This is a genomic window from Streptomyces sp. TLI_053 (assembly GCF_900105395.1).
Lineage (GTDB): Bacteria > Actinomycetota > Actinomycetes > Streptomycetales > Streptomycetaceae > Kitasatospora.
Genome location: NZ_LT629775.1, coordinates 2,240,666 through 2,258,337, shown reverse-complemented (window position 1 = coordinate 2,258,337; position 17,672 = coordinate 2,240,666). Strand labels below are relative to the sequence as shown.

The 17,672-nt window shown below is 76.4% G+C and carries 13 protein-coding genes; 11 read left to right on the top strand and 2 right to left on the bottom strand.

Translation table 11 applies throughout. From position 1 onward, the window contains the following. Positions 1 to 74: 74 nt before the first annotated feature. Positions 75 to 566: an SRPBCC family protein gene (locus BLU95_RS08845; protein WP_093859508.1), complete on the bottom strand. Its 492-nt coding sequence runs from the start codon at positions 564 to 566 to the stop codon at positions 75 to 77. Positions 567 to 643: 77 nt separating this feature from the next. Beyond that, positions 644 to 2,476, bottom strand: a complete 1,833-nt coding sequence (locus tag BLU95_RS08840; protein WP_093864738.1) for a glycoside hydrolase family 15 protein — start codon at positions 2,474 to 2,476, stop codon at positions 644 to 646. A gap of 252 nt (positions 2,477 to 2,728) precedes the next feature. Here BLU95_RS08840 and BLU95_RS08835 point away from each other — a divergent pair, with 252 nt between their 5' ends. The 11 genes from BLU95_RS08835 to BLU95_RS08785 all read left to right on the top strand — a co-directional run bounded on the left by BLU95_RS08835 (position 2,729) and on the right by BLU95_RS08785 (position 17,665). Then, a complete protein-coding gene (locus BLU95_RS08835; RefSeq protein WP_093859507.1) occupies positions 2,729 to 3,535 on the top strand; it encodes an SAM-dependent methyltransferase in 807 nt (268 codons plus the stop codon). Beyond that, positions 3,532 to 5,676 (top strand): putative bifunctional diguanylate cyclase/phosphodiesterase, encoded by a 2,145-nt coding sequence (locus tag BLU95_RS08830; RefSeq protein WP_093859506.1) that lies wholly within the window; start codon positions 3,532 to 3,534, stop codon positions 5,674 to 5,676. Before BLU95_RS08835 ends, BLU95_RS08830 begins: the two co-directional genes overlap by 4 nt. 391 nt (positions 5,677 to 6,067) lie before the next feature. Beyond that, on the top strand, positions 6,068 to 6,967 hold the full coding sequence (locus BLU95_RS08825) for a glycosyltransferase family 2 protein (protein WP_231978427.1): 900 nt from the start codon (positions 6,068 to 6,070) through the stop codon (positions 6,965 to 6,967). Then, positions 6,964 to 8,286 carry a glycosyltransferase family 2 protein gene (locus BLU95_RS08820; RefSeq protein WP_093859505.1) on the top strand — a complete coding sequence of 441 codons (1,323 nt, stop codon included), beginning with the start codon at positions 6,964 to 6,966 and terminating at the stop codon, positions 8,284 to 8,286. Before BLU95_RS08825 ends, BLU95_RS08820 begins: the two co-directional genes overlap by 4 nt. Beyond that, the gene (locus BLU95_RS08815; protein ID WP_231978426.1) at positions 8,283 to 9,683 is read left to right on the top strand and encodes a glycosyltransferase family 2 protein; all 1,401 of its coding nucleotides are present in this window, start codon (positions 8,283 to 8,285) and stop codon (positions 9,681 to 9,683) included. The genes BLU95_RS08820 and BLU95_RS08815 overlap by 4 nt, the downstream gene beginning before the upstream one ends. Further along, on the top strand, positions 9,680 to 11,089 hold the full coding sequence (locus tag BLU95_RS08810; RefSeq protein WP_159424828.1) for a lipopolysaccharide biosynthesis protein: 1,410 nt from the start codon (positions 9,680 to 9,682) through the stop codon (positions 11,087 to 11,089). The genes BLU95_RS08815 and BLU95_RS08810 overlap by 4 nt, the downstream gene beginning before the upstream one ends. Continuing rightward, entirely contained in the window at positions 11,086 to 12,156 is a 1,071-nt protein-coding gene (locus BLU95_RS08805) for a glycosyltransferase family 2 protein (protein ID WP_093859503.1), read from the top strand. The genes BLU95_RS08810 and BLU95_RS08805 overlap by 4 nt, the downstream gene beginning before the upstream one ends. Beyond that, entirely contained in the window at positions 12,153 to 12,962 is an 810-nt protein-coding gene (locus tag BLU95_RS08800) for a polysaccharide deacetylase family protein (protein ID WP_093859502.1), read from the top strand. The genes BLU95_RS08805 and BLU95_RS08800 overlap by 4 nt, the downstream gene beginning before the upstream one ends. Then, entirely contained in the window at positions 12,955 to 15,009 is a 2,055-nt protein-coding gene (locus BLU95_RS08795; protein ID WP_093859501.1) for a hypothetical protein, read from the top strand. The genes BLU95_RS08800 and BLU95_RS08795 overlap by 8 nt, the downstream gene beginning before the upstream one ends. Then, positions 15,006 to 16,400 (top strand): glycoside hydrolase family 16 protein, encoded by a 1,395-nt coding sequence (locus BLU95_RS08790; RefSeq protein WP_159424827.1) that lies wholly within the window; start codon positions 15,006 to 15,008, stop codon positions 16,398 to 16,400. Before BLU95_RS08795 ends, BLU95_RS08790 begins: the two co-directional genes overlap by 4 nt. Next, complete coding sequence (locus BLU95_RS08785; RefSeq protein ID WP_093859499.1) at positions 16,388 to 17,665, top strand: carboxylate--amine ligase; 1,278 nt, start codon at positions 16,388 to 16,390, stop codon at positions 17,663 to 17,665. The genes BLU95_RS08790 and BLU95_RS08785 overlap by 13 nt, the downstream gene beginning before the upstream one ends. The last annotated feature ends 7 nt before the right edge of the window (positions 17,666 to 17,672 follow it).

Genomic DNA, 17,672 nt, shown 5'->3' with positions numbered 1-17,672 from the left:
ATCTGGTGAAGGACTGTCCTCGCAGGTCAGGGCCGGTGCGAACGGGTGAATCGGGGTATTTCGACGCGTCGGGTTCAGCCCGTGGGGCCGGTGGGACGGCCGGCGGGTCCGCCGGGCGGACGGGCGCCGAGGTGGGCCGCCAGGCCGCGCCTCCCGCGCCGCATCATCACCGCGTGGTTGGCCCGGAACAGCGGCCGGGCGGGCAGCGCCAGCAGACGCAGCAGCGGCTTGGCCGGGCGGGTGTCCTCCTCGAACAGGACCAGGCTGCCGCCCGTGCCGTCCGCCGCGACCGTCCAGCGGGACCAGCCGGTGAGGTCGCCGTCCATGGCCGCCTCCAGGACCCCGGCGGCGCGGTCCCGGCGCACCGGGGTCAGCCCGATCACCAGCCGGTAGGGGAGCAGCGCCCGGACCAGGACCTCGCCCCGGTCCGGCCCGGTCTCCCGGACGGAGCGGATCTCCGGCCACCAGCGCGGGTAGCCGGGGACGTCGGCGAGCGCCGCGAAGACCGCCGTCGGCGGGGCGGCCAGCCGCCACACGCCGCGGAAGCGGTAGTGGTTGGGGTCCACGGGGGCACTGTAGTCCCGGCCGGGCCCGCTCCGTCATGGTGCCGGGCCCGGCCCGTCATGGTGCCGGGCCCGGCCCGTCATGGTGCCGGGTCTCCGCCGGGCACCGTGCCGACCGCCCGCGCCGGCCACCCTCCGGGTTCGGCCAGCGCGAAGGCGGTGTTCACCAGTGCCACGTGACTGAACGCCTGCGGGGTGTTGCCGAGTTGGCGCCGGGCGCGCGGGTCCCACTGCTCCGAGAGCAGGCCCAGGTCGTTGGCCAGGCCGACCACCCGGGCGAACAGTTCGCGCGCCTCGTCGCGCCGCCCGGTCGCGGCGAGCGCGTCCGCGAGCCAGAACGAGCAGGCGAGGAACGCGCCCTCGCCGCCGGGCAGTCCGTCGGTGCCGGGCGCCGGACGGTAGCGGCGGACCAGCCCGCCGTGGTCCAGGCCGTCCCGCACGGCGTCGACGGTGCGCACCACCCGCGGGTCGTCGGGCGGCAGGAAACCGCTCTTGACCACGAACAGCGTGGCCGCGTCCAGCCCGTGCCCGCCGTAGTGCTGGACGAACACGCCCCGGCGCCGGTCGTAGCCGTGGGCGCAGACGTCGGCGTGCACCGCGTCCCGCATGGCCCGCCAGCGGTCGGTCGGCGCGGGCAGTCCGGTGGCCTCGGCGAGCCGCACCGCCCGGTCGGCGGCGACCCAGCACATCACCTTGGAGTGGACGAAGTGGCGTCGCGCGCCGCGCACTTCCCACAGGCCCTCGTCGGGCTCGCGCCAGTGCTGTTCGAGGTGGCCCATCAGCGCCCGCAGCAGCGTCCAGACGTGCCGCTCCATCGGGATGCCGGCCAGCAGCGCCAGATGCAGGGTGTCGACCACCTCGCCGTGGACGTCGAGCTGGAGCTGCCCGACGGCGGCGTTGCCGAACCGGACCGGGCGCGAGCCGAGGTAGCCGGGCAGCCAGTCGGCGACGGTCTCGGTGACGACGCGCTCGCCGGCCACCCCGTAGAGGGCCTGGAGGTCGCGGGGGTCGCCGGCGATGGCGCGCAGCAGCCAGTGGCGCCAGGCGGCGGCCTCCTCGCGGAAGCCGCCGCGCAGCAGCGCGGAGAGCGTCATCGAGGAGTCCCGCAGCCAGCAGAACCGGTAGTCCCAGTTGCGCGGGCCGCCGATGTGCTCGGGCAGCGAGGCGGTGGCGGCGGCGACGATGCCGCCGGTGGGCGCGTAGGCGAGCGCCTTGAGGGTGATCAGCGAGCGGAGCACGGCGGCCCGCCACTCGCCGTCGTAGCGGCAGCCCGCCGCCCAGCGCCGCCAGGCGTCGACGGTCGTGAGCAGCTCGGCGTCCGGGTCGGTGCCGGGGGCGGCGCGCAGGTGCGAGGGCTGCCAGGTGAGCACGAACGGGACGCGCAGGCCCGGGGTGACGGTGACCTCGGAGACGGTGGTGCCGTCGGTGCCGTAGGTGTGCACCCCGGGCGGGACGCGCAGCCAGGCGGAGTCGGGGCCGGCCACGGCGACCCGGTGGTGGGCGGTGCGGCGCACCCACGGGTCGATCCGCCCGTAGTTGAACCGCAGCCGCAGTTCGCCGCGGACCGGGACGGCGCCCTCGAGTCCCTCGACGATCCGGACCAGCCGCGGCGGGTGCCGTCGGTCCGTGCCGCGCTGCGGCATGAAGTCGGTGATCCGGACCCGGCCCTCGGGGGTGTGCCACTCGCTGTCGAGGACGAGGCTGTCCGGCCGGTAGCGGCGGGTGGTGCACCCGCCGGCGCCGGCGGGTGCGAGCCGCCAGGCGCCGTGCCGCCCGTCGCCGAGCAGGGCGGCGAAGCAGCTGGGGGAGTCGAACCGGGGCAGGCAGAGCCAGTCGACGGCGCCGTCCCGGCCGACCAGGGCGGCGGTCTGCAGGTCGCCGATCAGGGCGTAGTCCTCGATGCGTCCGGCCATCGGGTCCATTCTCGGCGCTCCGGGCGCCGCCCGCAGATCCGTCGGGGTGCCGCCCGCGGGTCCGCCCGGGGCTGCCCGCGGATCCGTGGGGCGCCGCCCGCAGGTGTGCCCGGGGTCCTGGAAAGGACCGCGTCACTCCGCTTGCACGCGTTCGACGTGCAAGGGAGGATCTTGTGTGCTTGTAGTCTCATCAGTCTCAGCCATCACGGCAGACGACTGATTCATCGGAACCGGAACGAAGGAGTCCCGAGGATGCGGCGACCGAACTGGGTACCGGAGGGCACGGACCTGGACAAACCGAACGCCGCCCGGGTCTACGACTACTACCTCGGAGGCTCGCACAACTTCGAGGTGGACCGGGAGATGGCCCGCAAGGCGATCGCCCTGTGGCCGGAGCTGCCGCAGATCATGCGCTCCAACCGGGCCTTCCTGCGCCGCGCCGTCCAGTTCACCGCCGAACGCGGCATCAGCCGCTTCCTGGACATCGGCTCCGGCATCCCCACCTTCGGCGCCGTGCACGAGATCGCCCGCGCGGTCCGTCCGGAGTCCCGGGTCGTCTACATCGACCGCGACCCGGTCGCCGTCGCCCACAGCCGGCTGCTGCTCGAGGACGACTCGGGCAGCGTCGTCGTCCAGGCCGACGTCCGCGACGTCGACGACCTGATGTCCCGCCCCGAGGTGACCGCCCTGCTCGCGGCCGGCGAGCCGGTGGCCGTCCTGCTGGTCGCCGTCATGCACTTCGTCCAGGACGCGGACGACCCGTGGAAGCTGATCGCGGTCATCCGCGACGCCCTCCCGCCGGGCAGCGCCCTGGTGCTCTCGCACGCCTCCCTGGAGGGCCGTCCCGACCAGGCCGAGGACCACCAGCGGCTCTACCGGATGACGCCCACGCCGCTGACGATGCGCACCGTCGAGCAGATCACCGGGATGTTCGCCGGCTTCGACATCGTCGAGCCCGGCGTCGTCTACCTGCCGCAGTGGCGCCCGGACCAGCCGGAGGCCGTCGGGGAGCACCCGGAGCGGATGACCGGGGTGGCGGGTGTGGGGTTCCGCCCGTGACCGGTGCACCGGAACCGGGCAGCGGCGCCGAACGGTTCCCCGAGGACTGGGCGCGGCTGCTCTCCGGTGACCACGGCACGGCGGTCCACCCCGGCCTGCTCGACCGGCTGGTGTCCGGGACCGCCGGGCTGCTCCGCCGCGCCCAGCTGGACGAGCCCTTCGAGCCGCACCTGGCCGCGGAGGCCGGCGCGCAGCTCGTCGAGGCCCAGTTCACCGACCCGATCGTGCTGGCCCGCGCGCTGGAGCTGCTCCAGCGGCAGCCGTCCGCCGACGGCCGGGGGCCGGCCCTGTGCGGCGCGTTCGCGGCCGGCTGGGCGGCCGCCCTGCGCGAGCGCACCCTGCGCGAGCAGGAGGCCATCCGCACCGCCGCCGACGTCGCCCAGAAGGAGGCCGAGCGGGCGCTGCGGGCGTCCGAGGCGCGGTTCCGGGCGCTGTTCGAGAGCGCCGCGATCGGCATCGGCATCGGCGACACCGACGGCAACATCCTGGCCGTCAACAAGGCTCTCCAGGAGCTGTTCGGGGCCGGCCCGGAGGACATGATCGGCCGCCGGGTCGGCGACCTCGTCCACCCCGAGGACGGCGACAACGTCTGGGACGTCTACGAGGAACTGGTCAGCGGCAAGCGCGAGTACTTCCAGTTCGACAAGCCGTACTACCGGCAGGACGGCGAGGTGGTCTGGACCCACCTGACGGTCTCGCTGATCCGCGACGACGACGGCGTCCCGCAGTACCAGGTCGCGATGCTGGAGGACGTCACCGACCGCTACCGGCTCCAGGAGCGGCTGCGCCACCAGGCCACCCACGACCCGCTCACCGGGCTGCCCAACCGGGCCGCGTTCTTCGAACGGCTGGAGAAGCTCTTCGAGGACCCGGACCCGGGCGCCCGGTTCGGACTCTGCTACGTCGACCTCGACGGCTTCAAGGTGGTCAACGACAGTCTCGGCCACGACACCGGGGACCAGCTGCTGTCCGCCGTCGCGGCCCGGCTGAAGGCCGCGCTCAGCCCGCTCGGCCACCTGGTGGCCCGGCTCGGCGGCGACGAGTTCGTGGTCCTGCTGGAGAACAGCCGCGGCGAGCAGGAGGCCGTCGCCGCCGCGAAGACCGTGCTCAAGGCGCTGGCCGGGCCGGTGCTGATCGGTGACCACAAGCTCGCCGTCGGCGCCAGCGTCGGCGTGCTGGAGCGCCGGGTCTCCACCACCACCCCCGGCGCCGCCGTCCGGGCCGCGGACCTGACGCTCTACCGGGCCAAGGAGGCCGGCCGGGGCCGCTGGACGCTCTTCGACCCCAAGGAGAACGCCCGCGCCGTGTCCCGCTACGCGGTGTCGGTGCGGATGCCCGCCGCGCTGGACCGGGGCGAGTTCTTCATCGACTACCAGCCGCTGTACGCGCTGGCCGACGGCCGGCTCGCCGCCGTCGAGGCGCTGGTGCGCTGGCGCCACCCTCAGCTCGGGGTGCTCGGGCCGGACGAGTTCGTCACCACCGCCGAGGAGACCGGGCTGATCATGCCGCTCGGCCGCTGGGTGCTGGAGCAGGCCTGCGGTCAGGCCGCCGACTGGATCCGGCGGTTCGGCGACGCCGCGCCGCAGCTCAACGTCAACCTGGCGGTCCGCCAGGCCCGCAGCGCCGCCCTGGTCGGCGACCTCAACCGGATCCTCGACAGCACCGGGCTGGACCCGGCCCGGCTCCAGCTGGAGATCACCGAGTCCACCGTGGTCGGTCCGGAGGACGAGGCGCTGCGCACCCTGCACGGCCTGGTCGAGCAGGGCGTCTCGCTCGCCGTCGACGACTTCGGGACCGGCTGGTCCAACCTCGCCTACCTGCGCGACCTGCCGGTCTCCGGGCTGAAGATCGCCGGGTCCTTCGTCGGCGACCTGCACGACCCGGCCAAGGACGAGGAGACCGGCTGGCGGATCGTCAGCGGTCTGGTGTCGATGGCGCACGCCCTCGGGCTGACCGTCACCGCCGAGGGCGTGGAGACCCGCCGGGACGCCGAGCGACTGCGCGTCATCGGCTGCGACTGGGCGCAGGGCTGGCACTTCGGGCGGCCGGTGCGGCCGGCCGAGATCGCCCGGCGGATCGCCGAGGAGCCGCAGGGCCGCCCGGTCGCGGTCCGGGGGCACGCGGTGACGCACGGAGATTAGTCCCAAAAACGGACAAATCACCCTTGACGTGGTGAGGTGACCGAGCGCACGATGAGGTCCTGGCAGTCCCCGCACCGCCCGTGCGGGATCCCCGCCAGTACGACGGACCGGCGCTTCCCCGGCGCCCGGGACCAGCGGTGCGCACCCCCTTCGGCCGCCCGGTTCCCGGCGGTCCCCCGACGTCCCACGGTCCGTCGACCAGCCCCCTCGGGGCTTTCCCGGGCTCCGAGCCCCGCGTGCTCCGCACGTACGGGCCCGCCCCGTTCCACCGGGCCGCGCCGCGCCTCCGCGCCGGGCGCGCCCGTCACAGCCAGGGGCCGCGCCGCCCCCGCCGTCCATCGGTCCGTCCGGCGCCAGGCCCACCACCTCTTCGCCGAGAGGCCGGCTTTCGATGAGCACCACCGCGCCCCCGAGCGCCCGCCCCGACCGCCACGACGGCTCCGCCCGCCCCGCCCGTCCCGACGGCCCCGCCCGCCCCGACGGTCACGACGGCCACCCGCTGCGCCGGGCCACCGACCGCGGCACCGAGCACGACCCCGCCCACCCCCGGCCGATGCGCCGGGCCGGGGACGTCGTCGTCACCCGCCGGACCGTCAGTCTGGTCGTCCCCGCCCGCAACGAGGCCCGCAACATCCCCTGGGTCTTCGAACAGATCCCGCGCTGCGTCGACGAGGTCATCCTGGTGGACGGCTCCTCCAGCGACGCGACCGTCCCGATGGCCCGGCACTGCCTGCCCACCGTGCGCAGCGTCGCCCAGCGGGGACCCGGCAAGGGCAACGCCCTGCGCACCGGCTTCGCCGCCGCCACCGGCGAGTACATCGTCATGATCGACGCCGACGGCTCCATGTGGCCCGGCGAGATCCCGCACTTCCTGCACTTCCTCGACCACGGCTACGACTTCGTCAAAGGATCGCGCTGCATCGGCGGCGGCGGATCGCTGGACCTCACCCGGGTCCGCTCGATGGGCAACCGCGCCCTGCTCGCCGTCGCCAACCGCCTGTACGACGCGCGCCTCACCGACCTGTGCTACGGCTACTGCGCCTTCCGCCGCTCCTTCCTGGACGCGCTCGACCTGCGGTCCACCGGCTTCGAGATCGAGGCCGAGATGATCGCGCACGCGCTGCGCTCCGGACTGCGGATCGCCGAGGTGCCGAGCCTGGAACTCCCCCGCCGCAGCGGTCGCTCCCACCTCCACGCCGTCGCCGACGGCCGCCGGGTGCTGAGGACCCTGATCACCGAGCGTCCCGGCGCCCGGCCCTCGGCGACCGTCCCCGCGGAGGAGCAACGATGAAAGGCTCCGACCGGCGCACCGATGCAGCCTGCCCGCGTCCCGCCGCCCGCGACTCGCTCTACACCCCCGTCCGGGTGGTCGACCTGGACCTGGACGAGCCGAGCGGGCTGCGCTCGCCCGGCGGGTCCGGGGCCGACGACCCGGTCGGCCGCGTGTTGGCGTTGGTCCGGCTGCACGGGCACCCGCTCGGCCTGGTCACGGCCACCGGAACAGCCGGCGACACCGTCGCGCTGCGCCGGGCGCTGGTCGACGCCGCCCACCGGGAACTCCCCGTTCCCGCCCTGTCCACCGCGACACCCGCGGCGCGCCCGAGTCGGGTCGGGCGCGCCCGGGTGCCCGCGGGCCCGGTCACGGTCAGCGTGGTCATCTGCACCCGCGACCGGACCGAGTCACTGCGGAGCTGCCTGGACTCCCTGCTGCGGACCGGCTATCCGCACACCGAGGTCCTGGTCGTCGACAACGCTCCGCGCGACGACGCCACCGAACGCCTCGTCGCCGCGCACTACCGCGACCGCGTCCGGTACCTGCGCGAACCCGTGCCCGGGCTGGCCCGGGCCCGCAACCGCGGCCTGGCCGCGGCCCGCGGCGAGGTGGTGGCGTTCGCCGACGACGACCTGATCATCGACACCGGCTGGGTCGAGGCGATCGCCCGGACCTTCCGCGCCGACGACCGGATAGCCTGCGTCACCGGGCTGGTCCTGCCGGCCGAACTCGACACCCCCGCGCAGGCCGCGCTGGAGCAGTACGGCGGTTACTCGCGGGGCTTCGCCGCCCGGGACTGGTCGCTGCGCCAACGGCCGGACGACCCGCTCGTCCGCTTCTCCGTCGGCCGCTTCGGCTCCGGCGCCAACATGGCCTTCCGGACGGCGGTCGTCCGCGGCTTCGGCGGCTTCGACCCGGCGACCGGTGCCGGCACCCCCGCCCGCGGCGGGGAGGAACTGCTCGCCTTCTTCCAGACCCTCGACACCGGCCACACCGTCGCCTACCAGCCCGATGCCATCGTCTGGCACCGCCACCCGCGGACCACCGGCGCGCTCGGGCGGCAGGTGTTCAACTTCGGCGTCGGCTTCGGCGCCTACCTCACGGCCGCGGTCACCCGGCGCCCCGGTGTGCTGCTCGACCTGGCCCGCCACCTCCCCGGCGGGCTGCGGCGGTGGCAGCGGGTCCGCCGCGACCGGGCCCGCGGCGCCCCGGCCGACCGGGAGCTCGCCCAACTGCGGCTCGGGCGCCGCGAACTCGGCGGCATGCTGGTCGGGCCGTTCGGCTACGCGGTCAGCGTCTGGCGCCAGCGCGGGTGGAACGACGGAGGCGCGTCGTGACCGCCGTCCGGCCGGCGGCCGCCCCGCCGGTCCCCGCGCCGACGCCGGCCCTGCCGGTGCCCGCCCGGGTGATGGACCTCGACCTCGACCGGCCCGGCGGGCCCTGGGCTCCCGGCCGGTCGGGGCCCGCCCGGGGGCCGGACCGGTCGGTGCCGTCCGCGGTGGCCCTGGTCCGCCGGGCCGGTCGGCCGCTGGGCCTGGTCGCCCTCGGCCCGGACGGGGCGGCGGACGGGGCGGCGGACGGTGGTCCGGACGCCCTTCGCGAACGTCTCGTCGCCGCCGCCGAACGGCGCTTCGGCCCCGGTGCGGACCCGGCCCCCGCCCCCGCCCCCGCCCCCGCCTCCGCCCCCGTCGACCGCACCCCGCCGACGGTCACCGTCGTGGTCTGCACCCGGGGCCGGACCACCCTGCTCGGCGACAGCCTCCGCGCCCTGCTGCGCACCGACCACCCCGCCACCGAGATCCTGGTCGTCGACAACGCCCCCGAGGACGACAGCACCGAACGACTGGTCCGCGGCCTCGCCCCCGGCCGGCTGCGCTACCTGCGGGAGCCCGTGCCCGGTCTGGCCCGGGCCCGCAACCGGGGCCTCGCGGCCGCCCACGGCGAGATCGTCGCCTTCACCGACGACGACACCCTGGCCGACCCCGGCTGGGCGGGCGCGCTCGCCGCCGCCTTCCGCGCGGACCCCCGGATCGCCTGCGTCACCGGCCTGGTGGTGCCCGCCGAACTCGACACCGAGGCCCAGGCGCTCTTCGAACGCTACTGCGGCTTCGGCAAGGGCTTCGCCCCGCGCGACTGGTCCCGGCGGGCCGACGCCGCCGACCCGCTGTTCCCGTTCGCCGCCGGCCGCTTCGGCACCGGCGCCAACATGGCCTTCCGGACCGCGACGCTGCGCCGGCTCGGCGGCTTCGACCCGGCCACCGGTGCCGGCACGCCGACCCGCGGCGGCGAGGACCTGCTCGCCTTCCTCGGCGTCCTGGCCGCCGGACACACCCTGGCCTACCGGCCGGAGGCCGTCGTCTGGCACCGCCACCGCCGCACCCGGACCGAACTCGAGGCCCAGATCCGGGGTTTCGGCATCGGCCTCGGCGGCTACCTCACCGCGGCCGTGGTCCACCGTCCCGCGCTGCTCGCCGACCTGCTGCGCCGGGTCCCGGCCGGGACCCGGTACGCCCTGCGGCGCGCCACCGCCCCCACCGTGACCCCCGCCGCCTCCACCGTGACCCCCACCGCCTCCGTCGCGCCGGCCCACAGCGACGGCGCGGCGGACCCCCGGACCGACCCGGCGCTGGCCCGGCTCGGCCGGATCGAACTGCGCGGCCTCCTCCTCGGCCCGGCCGGATACCTGGTCGGCCGGGCACAGGACCGCCGGTTCCGGGCGGGGAGCCGGTCGTGATGCTGCTCCCCGCACCCCGCACGGTCGCCGACCGCGCCTGCTCCTGCCCGCGGCCGCTGCCCTGCCAGTGCTCCTACCGGACCCTGCTGGCCGCCCGCGCCCGCGCCGCCCGGGCCGCCGGAACCGACCGCGCCGCCCGGGCGCTGCGCGCCGTCCGGCCCGCCGACGCCCTGGTCCGCAACGGACACCTGCTGCTGCTCAGCTCCGTGCTCGCGGCCGCCCTCGGCGCGGTGTTCTGGCTGTTCGCCACCCGTTGGTACAGCGCCGAGGCGGTCGGCCTGAGCACCGCCGCGGTGTCCGCCGCCGGGCTGCTCTCCGCGGTCGGCCGGTTCAACCTCAACGGCGTCCTGGTGCGCTTCGTCCCGGTCGCCGGCCGGGGCACCCGGCGGCTGGTGCTGCGCTGCTACGCGGTGAGCGCGGTCACCGGCGCCCTCGCCGCGGTCGGCTTCCTGCTGCTGATCCCCCGGATCTCCCCGAGCCTCGGCTACCTGCGGGAACCGCTGCTCGCGGTCTCCTTCGTCGTCGTGACGGCCGGCTACTCGATCTTCGTGCTCCAGGACGGCGCCCTCACCGGACTGCGCCGGGCCGGCCTGGTGGTCGGCGAGAACGCCTGCTTCGCGCTCGTCAAGGCCGGGGCCCTGGCGGTCTGTGCCGCGCTCGCCGTCGGCACCGGGATCCTGCTCTCCTGGGCCGCGGCCCTGCTGCTGACGGTGCTGGTGACCAACGTGGTGCTGTTCCGCCGGGCCGTTCCGGCGCACGAGCGGCTGTCCGTCACCACCCCGCCGCCGCAACCGCGGATCGGCCGCTACGCCGTCGCCGACTACCTCGGCAACCTGGCCGGGATCACCGCGTGCAGCGTCGTCCCGCTGATGGTCCTGGCCGCCCTCGGCGCCGAGCGGGCCGCCTACTACGCGCTCGCCTGGGTGATCGCCGACAGCCTCTACATGGCCGCCTACAGCATGGGCAGTTCCCTGGTCGTCGAGGCCGCCAGGGAGCCGGAACGGCTCGCCGAGCACGCCCGCCGGATGCTGCGGCACACCGGGCTGATCGTGCTCTCCGCCGTGGTCGTGATCGTGGCCGGTGCGCCGTGGCTGCTGCGGCTCTTCGGCCCCGGCTACGCCGAGCACGGCACCACCGCGCTGCGGCTGATGGCGCTCTCCGCGCTGCCCACCGTCGTGCTGAGCCTGGCCACCGACGTCGCCCGGGCCCGCCGCGCCCTGCGCTGGATGATCGGCCTCCAGGTCGTGTACGCGGCACTGGTCGTCGCGCTCGCCGCCGTCCTGCTCCCCGCGTACGGCCTGGCGGGCGTCGGCGCCGCCTGGCTGATCGCCCCTACCGCCCTCGCCCTTCCCCTGCTGGCAGCGCTTCCGCGCTGGCTGCCGTCCACCCACCGGAGACCGCGATGAACACCCGGCGACCCGAGACCGAGACCGCGAGCAGCACCCGGCGGGCGGAGGCACCGGCCACCACCCTCTCGGTCGTGGTCTGCAGCTACACCCTCGACCGGTGGGACGACCTCACCGCCGCCCTCGACTCCCTGGCCGCACAGCGGCGCCGGCCCGACGAGACGGTGGTCGTGGTCGACCACTGCCCGGCGCTGACCGCCCGGCTGGCCGCCCGCCCGGAGCTGCGGGTGGTCGAGAGCACCGAGCCGCCGGGCGTCTCCGGCGCCCGCAACACCGGAGTGCGGGTGGCCCGGGGCGAACTGCTGGCCTTCCTCGACGACGACGCGGTGGCCGCCCCCGACTGGACCGAGGCCCTGCTCGACGGCTACCGCGACCCGGCGGTGCTGGGCGTCGGCGGCCGGGTCGACTCCTGGTGGGAGACCGGCCGGCCCGGCTGGTTCCCGCCCGAGTACGACTGGGTGGTCGGCTGCTCCTACCCCGGCGCGCCCGAGGACGCGGGCGCCGTGCGCAACTTCATCGGCGCCAACATGTCGTTCCGGCGGGCCGCGGTGGTCGCCGCCGGAGGCTTCCGGGGCGACCTCGGCCGGATCGGCACCAGCCCGTTCGGCTGCGAGGAGACCGAACTCTGCGTCCGGCTCACCGCGCTGAACCCCGGGGGCGTCCTGCGCCACCAGCCCACCGCGGTGGTCCGCCAGCACGTGCCGCCGGCCCGCACCGGCTGGCGCTACTTCAGCTCCCGTTGCTACGCCGAGGGCCGCTCCAAGGCCGTGGTCGCCCGGCACGTCGGCACCCGGTCCGCGCTCTCCAGCGAGCGGCGCTACCTGCGCCGCACCCTGCCGGTCGCCGTGCTCCGCGCGGTGCGGCACGGACGGCTGCGGGCGGCCGGGGCGCTCGGGGCCGGGGCCTGCCTGGCCGCCGCCGGGTACGCCACCGGCAGGATCGGCCGGCCGCCCGGCCCGGGCGCCACCGGGACGGACACCCTCGGCCCGGGCGCCACCGGCACGGATGCGCCCGGCACGGCGACCGCGACCGTGGCGCCCGACACCGGAGCGGGGACCCGGCCATGACCCCGGTACCGGTCTTCCTCTACCACTCGGTGTCCGACCACCCCCCGAACTGGATCGCCCCGTGGACGGTGACCCCGGAGGTCTTCCGCCGCCAGCTGGACCGGATCGTCGAGGGCCGCTCGGTCGTCCCGCTGCGGAGGCTGGTCGCCGCCGTGCGCGGCGGCCCCCCGCTCCCGCCCCGGGCGGCCGTCCTCACCTTCGACGACGGCTTCGCCGACTTCTACTGGACGGTCGCCCCGCTGCTGGAGGAACGCGGACTGCCCGCCACCCTCTACCTCACCGTCGGCGCCGTCCACCCGCCCGGCGGCCGCCCCACCGGCAGCCTGTTCCCGCCCGCCGACATGCTGAACTGGCGCCAGGTCGCCGCACTGGACGCGACGGGCGTCGAGATCGGCGGCCACTCCGTCACCCACGCCCAGCTGGACACCCTCCGCCCCCGGCGGTGCACCGAGGAGGTCGCCGGCTGCAAGCACCGGCTGGAGGACGCGCTCGGCCACGAGGTCACGGCCTTCGCCTACCCGCACGGCTACTCCAGCGCCGCCGTCCGCCGCCGGGTCGCCGAGGCCGGGTGGACCTCGGCCACCGCCGTCGAGAACAGGTTCAGCTCCGCCACCGACCACGTGCTGCGGCTCGGCCGGCTGATGGTCCGGCGCGACACCCCCGAGCGTGTCTTCGCCGACTGGGTGGCCGGGCGGGGCGCCCGCACCGGCCCCGTCCCGGAGAGCCTCTACACCCGGTACTGGCGGGGCTACCGGCGGCTGCGCGCGGCCGTCGGCAGCCCGGTGGGCGGTCCTTCCGATGGTTGACCAACTGGCCGGGGCACGCCCCCCGGACTCCGCCGGACCGGGCCGTGCCCGCGGACACCCGGCCCGGCGAGTCCGCCGTCCCGCCGGGTTCCTCGCCGGCCTCGGCCCGCTCGCGCTCTTCGCCCGGTGCGCCCTGCCGGCCGCCGTCCTGCTCTGGCTGCTGGCCCTGCCCCGGACCAGGACCGACCACATGGGCGCGCTCGGACTGGTCGGGGCCCTGCCGGTGCTCTACTGGGCCGGCCTCGCGCTGCTGACCGCCGGCTTCACCGCCGTGCTCGCCGAGCGCGGCGCCCGGCGGCGCTGGGCGCCCGGCTACGTGCTCGCCCTGATCGCCTTCCTGCACGCCACCCCCACCCTGCTCTACCCGGAACTGCGCTACGCCTGGGCGTGGAAGCACGTCGTGGTCGTCGACGCGATGCTCCGCCACGACGGCGCCGTCCCCGACGCGGGCGCGCTCGACGCCTACAACCAGTGGCCGGGCTTCTTCCAGCTCAACGTGCTGTTCCTGCGCGCCACCGGCCTGCACTCGGCCCTCGGCTACGCGGCCTGGTACCCGGTGCTGGCCAACGTGCTGCTGCTCGGGCCGCTGCTGCTGGTCCTGCGCACCGTCACCACGAACGGTCGGCTGGTCTGGGGCGGGGTGTGGATCTACTACAGCGCCTCCTGGGTGGGCCAGGACTACTTCTCCCCGCAGGCGTTCTCCTACCTGCTCTTCCTCGCCGTGCTCGCGCTGGTCCTGCGACGGCTGGCGGCCGGACGGCCGCCGGCGGACGGCCCCGGGGCGGACGGCTCCGGGCCGCAAGGACCACCGGGGGCGGCGGGCGCGACGGGGGAGCGGGGACGGGCGGGGGCGTCGGGGGAGGGGCTGCCGGCGGTCGGCGGCGCCCGCGCGGTGACCTGGAGCACCGATCTGCCCCGGCGCGGCGGCTGGCGCCCGCTGCCCTTCGCGCTGGTCCTGGTGCTGACCGCCGCCATCGTCTGCTCCCACCAGCTCACCCCGCTGATGCTGATCAGCGCGCTGGTGATGCTCGCGCTCCCGCGGCGCAACCGGCGCGTGGTGCTCCCCGTCCTGGCCGCCGCCGTCGCCCTGACCTTCGCCTGGGACTCCACCGTCGCCCGCCCCTACCTCTCGAAGAACCTCGGCGACCTGGTGGCCGCCCTGGCCTCGCCGGACAACAACGCGCTGCCCGGCCTGCAACGGCTCGCCCGCCCGGCCGAGGCACAGGTGTTCGCCTCCTGGGTGGACCGGGGACTGACCGCCGCCGTGCTGCTGCTGGCGGTGGCCGCCCTGGTGCGCCACCGCTGGGTGCGGCGGACCAGCCTGCCGCTGCTGCTGGCCGCGCCGGTCCCGCTGTTGCTGGCGAACAGCTACGGCGGTGAAATGGTCTTCCGGGCCTATCTGTTCGCCCTTCCGGCGGCGGCGATGCTCGCCGCCACGGTGCTCGTCCCGGCCGGGACCCCGCCGGCCGCCCCCGCTGCCGTCGGGACCGCTCCCGGGGCGGCCGCGCCCGCCCCGGCCCGGGGGCCCGGTCCGGCCCGCTGGGGCCTGACCCTGTTCTCGCTGCTGGCCCTGCTCTTCGGCCTGGTCTTCGGTTACTACGGCAAGGAGGCCATGAACCGCTTCACCCCCGGCGAGGCCGCCGCCGTGCGGTTCGTCGCGGACACGGCCCCGGCCGGCTCGCGGATCGTCTCGGTCACCGCCGACCTCCCGGGCGGCGAGGTGCGCTACGACGAACTCGGGCGCACGGCCCTGGCCTCGGGCACGCCGCAGGACCGCCTGCTGCTCGTGCGCGACCCGGCCGCCGCGGTCGGCGCCGCGCTGGCCGACCCGACCGTCACCGGACCGTCCTACCTGGTGCTGACCCAGGCGCAGGCCGCCGAGTGCCGGCTGACCGGCGTGCTGCCCGCCGACACCGTGGACCGGGTGCGGGCCGTGGCGGCCTCCTCGCCGTCGCTGCGGGTGGTCTTCGCCGACGGCGACGCCGTGGTCTACCAGTACTCCGCCCGGACCGCCGGCCCGGGCCCGACCGAGGGAGGCGGCGCGTGACGGGATCCTGGTCGCCGACGGTGCGCCGGGCGGCGCCCGCCCTGCTGGGCTGGGCGGCCGTCGCCGCCACCGCGCTGCCCGCCGGCTCCCCGCCGAGGGTCGCGCTCACGGCCGCCTTCGTCCTGGCCGGCCCCGGTGCGGCCGCCCTGTCGGGGCGTCCGACGATCGCCCGGGCCGCCGGGCCCGACCGCTGGGCCGCGGCCGTGCTGGTGCTCGCGCTGAGTCTTGCCCTGGCCTCGCTGACGACGGTCGGACTGATGCTCGGCGGGGTGTTCTCGGCCCGGACGGCGCTGGTGGTCCTGGCGGCGGTGAGCACGCTGCTCGTCGTCCTGCCGCCCCGGTCGCGCTCCTCGAGATCCTCGAGCTCCTCGCGCTCCCTCACGTCCCGCCCGCGTTCGTCCCGCCCGCGTTCGTCCCGCCCGCGCACGTCCCGCCCGCGTACGTCCCGCCTCCGTACGTCCCGCCCGCGCGGCTCCCGGTCCGGGCGGGCGGTCGGGACGACGGCCGCCGTCGCCCTGCTGGTGCTGGTCGCCGCCTGCTCGGGCTCCGGCGGCGGACGGTCGACCACGTCCGGTGCGTCCGGTGCGTCGCGAGCGGGCGGCGGTGGGTCCGGCCCGGCCGCCGCCGGGGCCGCCCTGCCCGAGGGCGCCCCGCCGCTCCCGGCCTCGGCCGCCCCGTGGCACCTGGCCTTCGACGACCGCTTCACCGGCACGGGCCTCGACCGTTCGAAGTGGACCACCTGCTACGACTGGAACGACCACGGCTGCACCAACGCCGGCAACGGCGAGGACCAGTGGTACCAGCCGGGCCAGGTCAGGGCGGGCGGCGGCCTGCTGACCCTGACCGCGCAGCGCCGCACCGCGGCGGGCACCGACGGCCGGTCCCACCCGTGGGTCTCGGGCATGGTCAGCACCGGCCGCGACTCCTGGAACGCGCCGCCCCGCCACACCTTCACCTACGGCTACTTCTCCGCCGCGATCAAGGTCCCGAAGGACCCGCACGGCTTCTTCCCCGCGTTCTGGCTGATCCCGGCGGAGAGCCGCGGCACTCCGCCGGAGCTCGACATCGCGGAGTTCCCGAACACCGACCAGTACGCCCAGATGTACCTGCACTGGCGGGCGGAGGACGGCTCCGACCAGCACGTCGGTCAGAGCGCGGGCCCGGCCGACTTCTCCGCCGGCTTCCACGTCTTCGCCGTCGACTGGCAGCCCGACGCGGTGACCTGGTACGTGGACGGCACGCCCTGGTTCAAGGTCAGCGATCCCGCGCGGATCCCGGACGTGGCGATGGAACTCGTCGTCAACCTGGCCGTCGGCTACCTGGAATCGCCCCCCGCCGGGACCGACTCGGCGGCTCTCCAGGTGGAGTGGGTGCAGGTATGGCAGCACTGATCGGTACCCGCCGCCCGGGCCCCGGCCCCGCCCTCGACCGGACCGTCCCGGCCCTGCTGGTGAAGGTGGGGCGGTACCCGCAGTCGCACAGCGCGGTCGGCGCCGTCCGCTCGCTCGGCCGGCTCGGCGTCCCGGTGTACGCGATGGTCGAGGACCGGTTCACGCCCACCGCGCTCTCCCGCTACCTGGCCGGCGCCCTGGTCGCGCCCAGCACCGGGCGCGAACCCGCCGCCGAACTCGCCGCCCGCCTGGGGGAGGCCGCCCGCGAGGTCCGGCGGCGCACCGGCCGGCGGGCGGTGGCGGTGGCCACCGACGACGAGGCCGCCGTCCTGCTGGCGGAGCACGCCGCCGACTACGCGGCCGACCTCCGGTTGCCGCCGGTACTGACGGGCCTGCCCCGGCGGCTCGCCGACAAGGCGGCGCTGCACGCGCTCTGCCGGGCCACCGGCACCCCCGCCCCGGACACCTGCGCCCCGGCCGACCGGGACGGACTGCTCGCCGCCGCCGACCGGCTGGGCTTCCCGCTGGTCCTGAAGAACCGCGCGCCGTTCAGCCGGCTGCTCCACCCGGCGGTCGGCCACACCACCGTGGTCCGGGACCGCGCGGAGCTGCTGGCCCGGTGCGGGCAGCACACCGGGCCGCTCGACGTGGTGGCGCAGGAGTACCTGCCGGCGGAGGGCGCCGAGGACTGGTTCACCCATCTGACCTGCGGCCCCGGCGGGGAGCCGCTGGCGGTCTTCACCGGCGTCAAGCTGCGCTCCTGGCCGCCGGGCGGCGGCGTGACCACCAGGGCCCGGGCGGTGGCCGATCCGGCGCTGGCCGAACTCGCGGCCGGTTTCTGCCGGCGGATCGGGTACTGCGGTGTCGCCGACCTCGACTGGCGGCTCGACCCGAGGGACGGCCGCCACAAGCTGGTGGACTTCAACCCCCGGACCGGCGCGCAGTTCCGGCTGTTCGAGACGGCGGACGGGGTGGACGTGGTCCGGGCGCTGCACCTGTCGCTCACCGGACGGCCCGTACCGGCCGGTGAGCAGCGGGGCCGGGGCTACGCGGTCGGCCAGCTCGACCTGCTGGCGGTGGCCTCCGCCGTCCGTCACGAGGGCCGCCCGCCGGCCGGCCTGCGACCGCGCCGGGGCACCGAACGCGCCTGGCTGTGCGCGGACGACCCGCTCCCCGCCGTCGCCGAGGCGGCCCGTTTCGGCACCCGCGCCGTCCGCTTCGCCGGCCGTCGCGCCGTGCGCACCGTCGCCCGCCGTCCGGCCTGAGCCCCGG